Below are 12,272 nucleotides of genomic sequence, written 5' to 3'. Positions count from 1 at the left end.
CGATGTGCCGTACCCTGCGGCCTGCGCCGAGTTTCGATATACTCCCCGGCTTTCCCTCGCAAGCCTCCACAGGTGATTTTTTCGTGAGCCAGAACAAGCCTGCCGTGCGCACCTTCCAGGACCTGATCCTGGCCCTGCAGAACTACTGGGCCGAGCAGGGCTGCGTGGTGCTGCAACCCTACGACATGGAAGTGGGCGCCGGCACCTTCCACACCGCCACCTTCCTGCGCGCCGTCGGCCCGGAGACCTGGAACGCCGCCTACGTGCAGCCTTCGCGTCGCCCCACCGATGGCCGCTACGGCGAAAACCCCAACCGCCTGCAGCATTACTACCAGTTCCAGGTGGTCTTGAAGCCCAACCCGGAAAACTTCCAGGAGCTGTACCTGGGTTCGCTGAAGGCCATCGGCCTCGACCCGGAAGTGCATGACATCCGCTTCGTCGAAGACAACTGGGAATCGCCCACACTCGGCGCCTGGGGCCTGGGCTGGGAAATCTGGCTCAACGGCATGGAAGTCACCCAGTTCACCTACTTCCAGCAGGTTGGTGGCATCGAGTGCTACCCGGTGACCGGCGAGATCACCTACGGCCTGGAGCGCCTGGCCATGTACCTGCAGGGCGTCGACTCGGTCTACGACCTGATCTGGACCGACGGCCCGTTCGGCACCGTGACCTACGGCGACGTGTTCCATCAGAACGAGGTGGAGCAGTCCACCTACAACTTCGAGCACGCCAACGTCGAGAAGCTGTTCGAGCTGTTCGACTTCTACGAGAGCGAAGCCAACCGTCTGATCGAGCTGGAACTGCCGCTGCCGACCTACGAAATGGTGCTCAAGGCCTCGCACACCTTCAACCTGCTCGACGCCCGCCGCGCCATCTCCGTGACCGCGCGCCAGCAGTACATCCTGCGCGTGCGTACCCTGGCGCGCGCCGTGGCGCAGAGCTACCTGCAGGCCCGCGCCCGACTCGGCTTCCCCATGGCCACCCCCGAACTGCGTGACGAAGTACTGGCCAAGCTCAAGGATGCGGGTCTCCTGCAAGACGAAGTACTGGGCAACACCCTGGAGGCGCAAGCATGAGTGCGAAAGATTTCCTGGTCGAACTGGGCACCGAAGAACTGCCACCGAAAGCGCTGAAAAGCCTCGGTGACGCCTTCCTCGCCGGTATCGAGAAAGGCCTCAAGGGCGCCGGCTTGGGCTACACCGCCAGCCGCGTGTATGCAGCGCCGCGCCGCCTGGCGGTGCTGATCGAGCAGCTCGAAGAGCAGCAGGCCGACCGCAGCATGAACCTCGACGGCCCGCCCATCCAGGCTGCCTTCGATGCCGACGGCAACCCGACCCAGGCTGCCCTGGGCTTCGCCCGCAAGTGCGGCGTGGACATCGCCGAGCTCGACCGCAGCGGGGCGAAACTGCGCTTCGCCCAGCACATCCCCGGCCAGCCGGCGGTGAACCTGCTGCCGACCATCGTGCAGGACTCGCTGAACGACCTGCCGATTCCCAAGCGTATGCGCTGGGCCGCACGCCGCGACGAATTCGTGCGCCCGACCCAGTGGCTGGTGATGCTGTTCGGTGACGCCGTGGTCGACTGCGAGATCCTTGCGCAAAAAGCCGGTCGCGTCTCCCGCGGCCACCGCTTCCACGCCAACCGCGATGTGCGCATCAGCAGCCCGGCCAGCTACGCCGAAGACCTGCGCAGCGCCTACGTGCTGGCGGATTTCGCCGAGCGCCGCGAGATCATCAGCCGCCGCGTCGACGAACTGGCCGCCGCCGAGCAGGGCACGGCCATCGTGCCGCCGGCGCTGCTGGATGAAGTCACCGCCCTGGTCGAATGGCCGGTGCCGCTGGTCTGCTCGTTCGAGGAACGCTTCCTCGAGGTGCCGCAGGAGGCGCTGATCAGCACCATGCAGGACAACCAGAAGTACTTCTGCCTGCTCGATGCGAACGGCAAGCTGCTGCCACGCTTCATCACCGTGGCCAACGTCGAGTCCAAGGACCCGGCGCAGATCGTCTCGGGTAACGAGAAAGTCGTGCGTCCGCGCCTGACCGACGCCGAGTTCTTCTTCAAGCAGGACAAGAAGCAGAAGCTCGAAGACTTCAACCAGCGCCTGGCCAACGTGGTGTTCCAGGCCCAGCTGGGTTCGGTATTCGACAAGGCCCAGCGCGTATCGGCGCTCGCCGGTTTCATCGCCCGCGAAGTCGGTGGCGACGCCCAGCGCGCCGCCCGCGCCGGTCTGCTGTCCAAATGCGACCTGGCCACCGAGATGGTCGGCGAATTCCCGGAAATGCAGGGCATTGCCGGCTACTACTACGCGCTCAACGACGGTGAACCGCAAGACGTCGCCCTGGCCCTGAACGAGCAGTACATGCCGCGCGGTGCCGGTGCCGAACTGCCGAGCACTTTGACCGGTGCCGCGGTGGCCGTGGCCGACAAGCTCGATACCCTGGTCGGCATCTTCGGCATCGGCATGCTGCCGACCGGCTCGAAGGACCCCTACGCTCTGCGTCGCGCCGCCCTCGGTGTGCTGCGCATCCTGATCGAAAAGGGCCTGGATCTGGACCTGGCCACTGCGGTCGACTTCGCCGTCGCCCAGTATGCCGGCAAGATCAAGAGCGACGGTCTGGCAGCTCAGGTGCTGGAGTTCATCTTCGACCGTCTGCGTGCGCGCTACGAAGACGAAGGCATCGAGGTCGCCGTGTACCAGGCGGTGCGTGCGGTGGGCCCGACCTCGCCGCTGGACTTCGACCAGCGCGTGCAGGCCGTGCAGGCCTTCCGCAAGCTGCCGCAAGCCGCTGCCCTCGCCGCCGCCAACAAGCGTGTATCGAACCTGCTGAGCAAAGCCGAAGGTGGCATCGCCGCCCAGGTCGAGGCGCACTACTTCGACAACCCCAGCGAGTTCGCCCTGCACGCCGCCATCCAGCAAGCCGACCACGCGGTGCAACCGCTGGCCGCCGCCCGCCAGTACAACGAGGCCCTGGCCAAGCTGGCCAGCCTGCGTGAGCCGGTGGACGCCTTCTTCGAGGCGGTGCTGGTCAATGCCGAAGACGCGCGCGTGCGCGCCAACCGTTACGCCCTGTTGGCTCGTCTGCGCGGGCTGTTCCTTGGCGTGGCGGACATCTCGGTACTGGGCTGACGCCAGGCGCTGGCCGCGAAGGTTTTCGCGGCCAGCGTTCGTTTCCACCTCTGCTTCTGGCGTGGCTGCATGAAACTGCTGATCCTCGACCGCGACGGTGTCATCAACCAAGACTCCGACGCCTATATCAAGACGCTCGACGAGTGGATTCCGATCCCATCGTCGATCACCGCCATCGCACGTCTGTCGAAGGCGGGCTGGACGGTGGCCGTGGCCACCAACCAGTCCGGCATCGCCCGTGGCTATTACGACCTGGCGACCCTGGAGTCGATGCACACGCGCCTGCGCCAGCTGGTGGCCGAGCAGGGCGGTGAGGTCGGTCTGATCGTGCATTGCCCGCACGGGCCGGACGACGGCTGCGACTGCCGCAAACCGAAACCGGGCATGCTCCAGCAGATCGCCGCGCACTACGCCACGGAACTGGCAGGAATCTGGTTCGTCGGCGACAGCAGCGGTGACCTGCAGGCCGCGCTGGCCGTCGATTGTCAGCCCGTGCTGGTGAAAACCGGCAAGGGCGAACGCACCCTGGCCAAGCCACTGCCGCCAGGAACTCTGGTATTCGATGATCTGGCGGCTGTCGCCGATCAACTGCTCTCATAAGGTGTGAAGTTTCATGGCGATAGTGCAGGCTTTCAGAGTCACGCTTTTCTACCTGCTGCTGTCGGCCAGCTCGTTCTTCTGGTGCCTGATCAGCCTGGTGGTCGCGCCCTTGCTGCCGTTTCGCTGGCGTTACCGCTTCGTCGTCCAGGCCTGGTGCAACTGCGCCGTGTGGCTGGCCAAGGTGATCGTCGGTATTCGCTATGAAGTGCGCGGCCTGGAGAACATCCCAGAGCGCCCCTGCGTGATCCTCGCCAACCACCAGAGCACCTGGGAAACCTTCTTCCTTTCCGGCTTCTTCGAGCCGCTGTCGCAGGTGGTCAAGCGTGAACTGCTGCGCGTGCCCTTCTTCGGCTGGGGCATGGCGCTGCTCAAGCCCATCGCCATCGACCGCAGCAACCCCAAGGCAGCGCTCAAGCAACTGGCCAAGCAGGGCGATGAGCGCCTCAAGCAGGGCGCCTGGGTGCTGGTGTTCCCCGAGGGCACGCGAATTCCGCCAGGCCAGATCGGCAAGTTCTCCCGTGGCGGCACCGCCCTGGCAGTGAATGCCGGCCTGCCGGTACTGCCCATCACCCACAACGCCGGTGAATTCTGGCCCAAGGCCGGCTGGGGCAAGCGCCCGGGCACCATTCAGGTCATCATCGGCCAGCCGATGTACGCCGAGGGTGAAGGCCCGCGCGCCATCGCCGAGCTCAACGAACGTGCTTTTCAGTGGGTACGCCAGCAACAGACCGAACTGCGCGGCGAAGAGCCGCAGCTGAGCCGCCTGGGCGAAACCGCCTGATCTGTGGATAAGCTGTGCAGGAAATGCAATCAAAGCGCCATCATTGCCTGCATCAAACTGATTTTCCTGGCGAATCACCAGCGCTAGGAAAATCCCGCGGCGGGGTATAAGTTGTGGCTCAGATGTAGCGATTTGGCTTCCAGCGGGCACCCGCCGTCGATAAAGCCGCGTCTACCTCGATGGGCTCACAGTCTCACCTGCGGCAATGGCCGAAGATTGGATCAGTAAAGGGAATTCACTGCCATGCCATCGATCTACCAGCTCAAACCCGCCTTCCAGAACCTGCTGCGCCCCGGCGTCGAACGTCTTTATGCACGCGGCGTCACCGCCAATCAGGTCACTCTGGCTGCAGCCCTCGTCTCCGTGCTGCTGGGCGCCCTGCTCGCGGCCTTCAGTCACATCACCTGGCTGTTCGCCCTGATTCCCCTGTGGATGCTGCTGCGCATGGCGCTGAACGCCGTCGACGGCATGCTCGCCCGCGAATTCGGCCAGCAATCGAAGCTCGGCGCCTACCTCAATGAACTCTGCGACGTGATCGCCGACAGCGCCCTGTATCTGCCCTTCGCCTTGCTGGCAGGCGTCTCGCCGCTGCTGGTGATTGTCGTGGTGGTGATGGCGGTGATCAGCGAATACGCTGGCGTGCTCGGGCCCATGGTCGGCGCCTCACGCCGCTATGACGGGCCGATGGGCAAGAGTGACCGCGCCTTCTGCTTCGGCGTGCTCGGCGCTGGCGTCGCCAGCGGCCTGCTCCCAGCCTTGTGGATCAACCTGCTGCTGGCCCTGATCCTCGCCCTGCTGCTCTATACCCTCTACAACCGCGTTCGCCACGGGTTGGCCGAAGCGGTCTGACCCGTTCTACGGAATAAGGAGATTCCATGCGCCCCGTACAGCTTCACACCTTTACCACTCATGACGGCGTCGAGCTGAGCTATCGACATTGGTCGGCGACAGCGCCCGCCGATGGCCCACGCCAGGCTGTCGTATTGTTTCACCGTGGCCATGAACATGGTGGACGCATGGCCCACCTGGTGGACGAGCTGGAGCTGCCGCACTGCGACTTTTTCGCCTGGGATGCCCGTGGCCACGGACTTTCGCCCGGCGCACGCGGCGACAGTCCGAGCTTCGCCACCAACGTGCGTGACGTGCAGACCTTCGTCGAGCATATCGGCGCACAACACGGCATCGCCGAACAGGACCTGGCGGTGGTGGCGCAGAGTGTCGGCGCGGTGATCATCTCCACCTGGGCCCACGACTACGCGCCCAAGGTGCGTTGCCTGGTACTCGCCTCGCCGGCCTTCAAGGTCAAGCTCTACGTGCCCTTCGCCCGCCCCGGTCTGAAGCTGCTGCACGCCTGGCGCGGCAACTTCTTCGTCAACAGCTACGTGAAGGCGCGCTATCTCAGCCATGATCCCGAGCGCATCGCCTCCTTCGAGAATGACTCGCTGATCGCCCGGCCCATCTCGGTCACCATGCTGCTCGGCCTGTACGAGGCCGCCGACCGCATCGTCGCCGACGCCCAGGCGATCCAGGTGCCGACCCAGCTGCTGATCTCCGGCGCCGACTTCGTCGTCCACCGCAAGCCGCAGGAAGACTTCTTCGAGCGCCTCGGCAGCCTGCGCAAGGAAAAGCACCTGCTACCGGGCTTCTTCCACGACACCCTCGGTGAACGCGACCGCGCCCACGCCCTGAGCCGCGCGCGGCGCTTCATCCTGCGCAACTTCGAGGAACCGCTAACGCGCCCCTCGCTGCTCGATGCCGATCGTCTGGGCGCCACCTGCGCCGAAGCCGAAGAGCTGGCCGCGCCGCTGCCAAAACGCTCGTTGCGCGACCTCTACTGGCGCGCCACCCGCGCCGGCATGCGCCTGGGCAGCAGCCTGTCAGCCGGCGTGAAGCTGGGCTTCGACACCGGTTTCGACTCCGGCAGTACGCTCGATTACGTCTACCGCAACCAGCCCACCGGCAAGGGTGCGCTGGGCCGGTTGATCGACCAGAACTACCTGGACTCCATCGGCTGGCGCGGCATTCGTCAGCGCAAGCTGCACGCCGAGGAACTGCTGCGCCTGGCCATGGCCAGGTTGCGCGAGGCGGGCAGGGCAGTGCGCATCGTCGATATCGCCGCCGGCCACGGCCGCTACATCCTCGAATCGCTGGAAGGCCAGCAGCAGCGCCCCGACTCGATCCTGCTGCGCGACTACAGCGACATCAACGTGCGCGACGGCAATGCGCTGATCGAGCAGAAGGGCCTGGGCGACATCGCCCGCTTCGTCAAAGGCGATGCCTTCGACCGTGAGGATCTCGCCGCGCTCGAGCCGAAACCGACCCTGGCGGTGGTCTCCGGCCTGTACGAGCTGTTCGGCAGCAACCAGATGGTCGGCGACTCGCTGGCAGGGCTGGCAGCGGCGGTCGAGGAGGGCGGTTATCTGGTCTACACCGGCCAGCCCTGGCACCCGCAGCTGGAACTGATCGCCCGCGCCCTGACCAGCCACCGCGACGGCCAGGCCTGGGTCATGCGCCGGCGCAGCCAGGCAGAAATGGACCAGTTGGTGGAAGCAGCCGGTTTCCGCAAGGTGGCACAACGCATCGACCAGTGGGGCATCTTCAGCGTGTCCCTGGCACAACGGGTGAAGTGATGGAGCACGCCCGCGAACAAGGATTGTGGAAGCGCGGCGTACTCTGGCTGCTGTTGCTCGGCCCGCTGTTCTTCGCCAGCTACGGCTTCGCCAACTGGTTCACCGGGCAACGCGAGGATGTCGGCAGCCTGGTCTTCGCCTGGGAGCCGCAGATACCGCTGTGGCCCTGGAGCATCGTGCCGTACTGGTCGATCGACCTGCTCTATGGCCTGTCCTTCCTGTTGCCGGCCTGCCGCCGCGAGATGGATCGCCATGCCCTGCGCCTGCTCGCCGCGCAGGTGATCTGCGTGGCCTGCTTCCTGCTCTGGCCGCTGCGCTTCACCTTCGAGCGGCCGCCGCTGGACGGCACCTTCGGTCTGATGTTCGACGTACTGATGGGCTTCGACAAACCCTTCAACCAGGCGCCGTCGCTGCATATCACCCTGCTGGTGATCATCTGGGCGATGTTCGCCAATCACACCCGCGGCCCGTTCTGGCGTGGCCTGCTGCACGGGTGGATGGCGTTGATCGGCATTTCCGTGCTGACCACCTGGCAGCACCACTTCATCGACGTGCCCACCGGGCTGCTGGCCGGGTTCCTCTGCCTGTGGCTGCTACCGCTGCAGGATGATACGCCGCTGAAGCAGACACGCCTGGCCAGCGATCCGCGCCGTTGGCGCCTGGCTATGCGCTACGGGCTTGGCGCAACGCTATGCGCCGTGCTCGCAGTCAAGCTGGGCGGTACCTGGCTGTGGCTGTTCTGGCCGGCGGCTTCACTGGCGCTGGTTGCGCTCAACTACCTGCTGTTCGGTGCTGGCGGTTTCCAGAAGCAGGCCTCCGGCCGCCTCAGCCCGGCCGCCACGGCGTTGCTCGCCCCCTATCTGCTCGGCGCCTGGATCAATTCGCGGCTGTGGACATACCGCCAGCCTGGGCCAAGCCAGGTGGTGGAAGGCATCGACCTCGGCCGTCTGCCCGCCACGGGCGATCTCGATGGCTATGCAGCCGTGGTCGATCTCTGCGCCGAACTGCCGCTGTGGCACCCGCCACAGCACTACTGCAGCCTGCCGTCACTGGATCTGGTGGCGCCGGATGCGCTCACTTGCCAACACGCCGCCGAGGCTATCGAACGGCTACGCCACAAGGGCCCAGTACTGGTTTGCTGTGCGCTGGGCTACTCGCGCAGCGCCACCGCCGTGGCGGCCTGGCTGCTGCATAGCGGCCGCTGCCAGAGCGTGGAAGCGGCCGTGGAGCTGATCCGCCAGGCGCGGCCGCAGATCGTGCTTGGCCCGCAGCACCTGGCCGCGCTGCAGGACATGCTCGATGCCGGAGCGAAACTGGAGGTCGCCCATGCAGGCTGATCTCATGCTGGTCGCGGCACTGTTGCGACGGGGGCGCAGCCTCGATCATTGCTCCAGCGCGCTGAGCCTGGTCGCCGTGGTCTTTGGCCTGGCGCCTTGGCTTTGCGCCCCCGCGAGCCTGATCCTGGCGCTGATCTGCGCGTCGCTGCTGATCGCCGGCCTGGCCGAAAAGTACTGGGCGCTGCGCGTGGCACTGGATGCCGAGCTGTTCCAATGCTTGGCTGAAGCCGGCGAACAACTCGACAGCCAGACTCACGCACTGGATCAGGCCCTACAGAATCTGGGCCTGCAAAATGCCCAGCAGGCTGGCCGCACCTGGAGCCTTCGCTCTCAGGGCGCACTCGGCCTGCTACGCAAACAGGCGCTGTGTCTGCTGCTACAGATCGTCATCGTCGTACTCGGGTTCTTCATCGTTTTCGCTTAAGGAGTCGCCATGCTCGCTGCATTGACCGCTTTCGCCATCACCTCGGCAGCTCGCCTGCTGACCGGTGCCCGAGCCCTGTGGCTCGGCAGCACCGCGCAGGCGACGCAACGTCTGTACTACGCCAACCACAGCAGCCATGGCGATTTCGTCCTGCTCTGGGCCTCACTGCCACCGGAGCTGCGCAAGCGCACCAGGCCGGTGGCCGGCGCCGACTACTGGCAGAAGCCAGGGGTGCGCAGCTTTCTGATCAACAAGGTGTTCAACGGTGTGCTGGTTGACCGCGAGCGCAAGGAGGAAGGGGTCAACCCGCTGCAGGCGATGCTCGATGCGTTGGACGGCGGCGACTCGCTGATCATCTTCCCCGAGGGCACACGTAACCTCGGCGACGAACCGTTGCTGCCGTTCAAGAGCGGCCTTTATCACCTGGCCCAAGCGCGGCCGGACGTGGAGCTGGTGCCGGTGTGGATCGCCAACCTCAACCGGGTGATGCCCAAGGGCCGCGCGCTGCCACTGCCGCTGCTGTGCACCCTGAGCTTCGGTGCGGCGCTGGAGCCCATCGAGGGGGAGGGCAAAGACGCCTTCCTGGAACGCGCGCGTAACGCCCTGCTGGCACTGGCACCCGAGGAGGCCTGAGATGGATAACAACACTTTGCTGCTGTTCGCCGGTATCGGTGCCCTGCTGTTGCTGGCCAGCCTGGTCGGCTTCGTCCTCAAGCGGCGCAGTGGCGATCAGCCCAACCCGGTGATCGACAACCTCAACGCGCGGATCAACGCCTGGTGGGTGATGGTGCTGGTGATCGGCATCGCCTTCCTGTTCGGCAACAATGGCGTGATCCTGCTGTTCTACTTCGTCTCCTTCTATGCGCTGCGCGAGTTCATGACGCTGACGCCGACCCGGCGCAGCGACTACCCGGCTCTGGTGGCAGCCTTCTATTTCGCCCTACCGATGCAGTACCTGCTGATCGCCTTCGGTTGGTACGGGTTGTTCGCCATCTTCATCCCGGTCTACCTGTTCCTGCTGCTGCCGATCCTCGCCTCGCTGGGCGGCGACACCACACGCTATCTGGAGCGCGCGGCCAAGGTGCAGTGGGGCTTGATGATCGCGGTGTTTTGCATCTCCTCCGTGCCAGCGCTGCTGACCCTGGACATTCCCGGCTACGAGGGGCGCAATCTGCTGCTGATCGCCTGGCTGATCATCGTCGTGCAGCTCTCCGACGTGCTGCAGTACGTCTGCGGCAAGCTGGCCGGCAAACACAAGATCGCGCCGAATCTCTCGCCCTCGAAAACCGTGGAAGGCTTTGTCGGTGGCGTAGCCCTGGCCACGCTGATCGGCGCCATGCTGTGCTGGATCACACCTTTCGCGTTCTGGCAGGCCGCTCTGTTCGCACTGCTGGTGTGTATCCTCGGCTTCGCCGGCGGCCTGGTGATGTCGGCGATCAAACGCGACCGTGGAGTGAAGGACTGGGGCCACATGATCGAAGGCCACGGCGGCATGCTCGACCGCCTTGATTCGGTCTGTTTCGCCGCACCGGTGTTCTTCCATATGGTGCGCTACTGGTGGTCCTGATCGAACGCGAGCAATGTGGCTGGGGATTGCACTAGAGTTAAGCAATCCTCAAGAGCCAGAAGGCCGATATGGTCGCCCATACCCAGACACTATTCGGAGCCGTCGCGCTGGTCGCCGTGATCATGGGCAGCTGCCTGATCCTGGTTGGCCAATTGCGTCATCGCGACGGCATGCTCACCACCGGGCTTGGCATGCTCTCCCATGCACTGGCCTACATCGGCTTCACTCTGTTCGGGCAGGCCTCGATGTGGCTGACCTATGTGGTGGCCAATACGCTGCTGTCTATCGCGCTGGCGTTCTACACGGTTAGCCTGCCGCTGATCCATGGCCGGCGCCCGCCCTGGCGGCTGGCCTTTGCCTTCCCGCTTCTACTGGGCGTGCTGCTCAGCCTGCTAATCGACACTCAGGAACCCCGCCAACTGGTGGCCTGCCTGCTGCTGTTCAGCCAATGCCTGGTGATCCTGCGTTTGAGCCGTCTCCATGCCGTGCAGGGTGGGCGCGCCCATCGCATCTTGATGATAGGTGCAGGCATCAGCCTGTTCGGCCTGGGCATTCGCGTGGTGGTCATCCTCAGCGGTGCGCCGGCGGAGATGCACTACGACGTCAGCAACCTGAAGCAGACCGTATCGGTCGCCCTTGGCGCCGCCACCATCATCATGTTCTCCTTCGGCCTGGTGCTGCTGTCGCGCGAGCGCATCGAATCGGAGCTGCGCCAAACCGCCCTGCGCGACACGCTTACCCGGCTGCCCAATCGCCTGGCGATACTCGAACGACTTACCGACGAGCTGGAGCGCGCTCGCCGCCAGCACACACCGCTGTCCATCGCCATGCTCGATCTGGATCACTTCAAACAGATCAACGACAGCCACGGCCATCTGGTCGGCGATGACGTGCTCAGGCACTGCGCGGACCATCTTCAGCAGCGGCTGCGGCGTAACGACAGCATCGGCCGTTATGGTGGCGAGGAATTCCTGCTGATCCTGCCCGGCACCGACGCCAACGGCGCGCTGGAGCTGGTCGATCAGCTCCGCCAATCCCTGACCCTGCACCCGGCGCAGGTCGACGAAAAAACCATCGACTTGAGCTTCAGCGCCGGTGTTTACGGCAGCACCAGCCCCGTCGCCGAGGACATCACCGGCATGCTGCTCAAGGCCGACACCGCGCTCTATCACGCCAAGCATGCCGGGCGTAACACACAGGTTCTGGCTATGGCAGATTAAAAAGTGCTTTCTGCCTGATCGTTGGTCTGTCGGAGACCAACGCTTTCCTCTGGTAGAGCTGAATCGTGCCTGACTGAGAATGTTCAGGGCCTGTTACTTTTCTGTAGGCAACAAAAAACCCGCCAAAGCGGGTTTTTTAAGACCTTCCAACATTCTGTCGTTTGCCGTCCTGGCGCGGTCTGTCTTCCGTGACCCGGGACATCCAGTTCCCGGCAGGTGTGTGTAGATTAGCCATGACTCACATAAAAGGGGAGAGGCCCTCTGCTCGTTGCCGTGTAAGCTTTTTGCTATAGAGGCCAAAATGAGAACCCCGGCACACAGGCCGGGGTTTGTTTGACTCTACTTCAGCAGCACAAGCGCATGTCGACGGGCGATAAAGGTGACATTCGCCACTCTATAAAAATCAATGACTTACATGAAAAATGGGCACCATTATTGGCATGATTGAGCCAGATAAAGTGGCATTTTCCGTCGAAATGACCGGAACAAATGGCTTTTTCCGTAAGCCCTGTTGCCGCTGACCGAAAACTGACCCAGTAGAGGCTGTTCTGCCGACTGAAAACTGACCCAGGTGTTCAACTGCTTC

12 protein-coding genes are annotated in these 12,272 nt (G+C 64.3%); 11 read left to right on the top strand and 1 reads right to left on the bottom strand.

The genetic code is table 11. The features are described from left to right. The first annotated feature begins 83 nt into the window (after positions 1–83). The 11 genes from glyQ to EGJ86_RS07950 all read left to right on the top strand — a co-directional run bounded on the left by glyQ (position 84) and on the right by EGJ86_RS07950 (position 11,686). Complete coding sequence (glyQ, locus tag EGJ86_RS08000; RefSeq protein WP_125834702.1) at positions 84–1,076, top strand: glycine--tRNA ligase subunit alpha; 993 nt, start codon at positions 84–86, stop codon at positions 1,074–1,076. Then, positions 1,073–3,127 carry a glycine--tRNA ligase subunit beta gene (glyS, locus tag EGJ86_RS07995; RefSeq protein WP_125834701.1) on the top strand — a complete coding sequence of 685 codons (2,055 nt, stop codon included), beginning with the start codon at positions 1,073–1,075 and terminating at the stop codon, positions 3,125–3,127. Before glyQ ends, glyS begins: the two co-directional genes overlap by 4 nt. A 69-nt stretch (positions 3,128–3,196) precedes the next feature. After that, positions 3,197–3,727 (top strand): D-glycero-beta-D-manno-heptose 1,7-bisphosphate 7-phosphatase, encoded by a 531-nt coding sequence (gene gmhB / locus EGJ86_RS07990; RefSeq protein ID WP_125834700.1) that lies wholly within the window; start codon positions 3,197–3,199, stop codon positions 3,725–3,727. Positions 3,728–3,740: 13 nt separating this feature from the next. Next, a complete protein-coding gene (locus tag EGJ86_RS07985; protein ID WP_074677282.1) occupies positions 3,741–4,508 on the top strand; it encodes a 1-acyl-sn-glycerol-3-phosphate acyltransferase in 768 nt (255 codons plus the stop codon). A 243-nt stretch (positions 4,509–4,751) separates the two neighbouring features. Next, complete coding sequence (locus EGJ86_RS07980) at positions 4,752–5,357, top strand: CDP-alcohol phosphatidyltransferase family protein (protein WP_125834699.1); 606 nt, start codon at positions 4,752–4,754, stop codon at positions 5,355–5,357. Positions 5,358–5,383: 26 nt separating this feature from the next. Next, positions 5,384–7,138 (top strand): bifunctional alpha/beta hydrolase/class I SAM-dependent methyltransferase, encoded by a 1,755-nt coding sequence (locus tag EGJ86_RS07975; RefSeq protein WP_125834698.1) that lies wholly within the window; start codon positions 5,384–5,386, stop codon positions 7,136–7,138. Further along, on the top strand, positions 7,138–8,475 hold the full coding sequence (locus EGJ86_RS07970; RefSeq protein WP_177432798.1) for a phosphatase PAP2/dual specificity phosphatase family protein: 1,338 nt from the start codon (positions 7,138–7,140) through the stop codon (positions 8,473–8,475). The genes EGJ86_RS07975 and EGJ86_RS07970 overlap by 1 nt, the downstream gene beginning before the upstream one ends. Beyond that, positions 8,465–8,899 (top strand): hypothetical protein, encoded by a 435-nt coding sequence (locus tag EGJ86_RS07965; RefSeq protein WP_125834697.1) that lies wholly within the window; start codon positions 8,465–8,467, stop codon positions 8,897–8,899. The genes EGJ86_RS07970 and EGJ86_RS07965 overlap by 11 nt, the downstream gene beginning before the upstream one ends. Positions 8,900–8,908: 9 nt before the next feature. Further along, positions 8,909–9,532: a 1-acyl-sn-glycerol-3-phosphate acyltransferase gene (locus EGJ86_RS07960; protein ID WP_074938679.1), complete on the top strand. Its 624-nt coding sequence runs from the start codon at positions 8,909–8,911 to the stop codon at positions 9,530–9,532. 1 nt (position 9,533) lies between these two features. Further along, positions 9,534–10,466, top strand: a complete 933-nt coding sequence (locus EGJ86_RS07955) for a phosphatidate cytidylyltransferase (RefSeq protein WP_125834696.1) — start codon at positions 9,534–9,536, stop codon at positions 10,464–10,466. A gap of 68 nt (positions 10,467–10,534) precedes the next feature. Further along, positions 10,535–11,686, top strand: a complete 1,152-nt coding sequence (locus tag EGJ86_RS07950; protein WP_125834695.1) for a GGDEF domain-containing protein — start codon at positions 10,535–10,537, stop codon at positions 11,684–11,686. 403 nt (positions 11,687–12,089) lie between these two features. Here EGJ86_RS07950 and EGJ86_RS25185 read toward each other — a convergent pair. Further along, positions 12,090–12,272 (bottom strand): hypothetical protein (locus EGJ86_RS25185; RefSeq protein ID WP_218565882.1); only part of this gene is annotated, 183 nt, incomplete at its 5' end.

Source organism: Pseudomonas sp. o96-267, assembly GCF_003935465.1.
Taxonomy (GTDB): domain Bacteria; phylum Pseudomonadota; class Gammaproteobacteria; order Pseudomonadales; family Pseudomonadaceae; genus Aquipseudomonas; species Aquipseudomonas sediminis.
This window is presented reverse-complemented; position numbering and strand designations above follow the sequence as displayed.

Excerpts from the sequence above, each read along its gene's own strand:
- glyS (WP_125834701.1), top strand. The coding sequence starts at position 1,073 with ATGAGTGCGAAAGATTTCCTGGTCGAACTGGGCACCGAAGAACTGCCA.
- gmhB (WP_125834700.1), top strand. The coding sequence starts at position 3,197 with ATGAAACTGCTGATCCTCGACCGCGACGGTGTCATCAACCAAGACTCC.
- EGJ86_RS07985 (WP_074677282.1), top strand. The coding sequence starts at position 3,741 with ATGGCGATAGTGCAGGCTTTCAGAGTCACGCTTTTCTACCTGCTGCTG.
- EGJ86_RS07980 (WP_125834699.1), top strand. The coding sequence starts at position 4,752 with ATGCCATCGATCTACCAGCTCAAACCCGCCTTCCAGAACCTGCTGCGC.
- EGJ86_RS07975 (WP_125834698.1), top strand. The coding sequence starts at position 5,384 with ATGCGCCCCGTACAGCTTCACACCTTTACCACTCATGACGGCGTCGAG.
- EGJ86_RS07970 (WP_177432798.1), top strand. The coding sequence starts at position 7,138 with ATGGAGCACGCCCGCGAACAAGGATTGTGGAAGCGCGGCGTACTCTGG.
- EGJ86_RS07965 (WP_125834697.1), top strand. The coding sequence starts at position 8,465 with ATGCAGGCTGATCTCATGCTGGTCGCGGCACTGTTGCGACGGGGGCGC.
- EGJ86_RS07960 (WP_074938679.1), top strand. The coding sequence starts at position 8,909 with ATGCTCGCTGCATTGACCGCTTTCGCCATCACCTCGGCAGCTCGCCTG.
- EGJ86_RS07955 (WP_125834696.1), top strand. The coding sequence starts at position 9,534 with ATGGATAACAACACTTTGCTGCTGTTCGCCGGTATCGGTGCCCTGCTG.
- EGJ86_RS07950 (WP_125834695.1), top strand. The coding sequence starts at position 10,535 with ATGGTCGCCCATACCCAGACACTATTCGGAGCCGTCGCGCTGGTCGCC.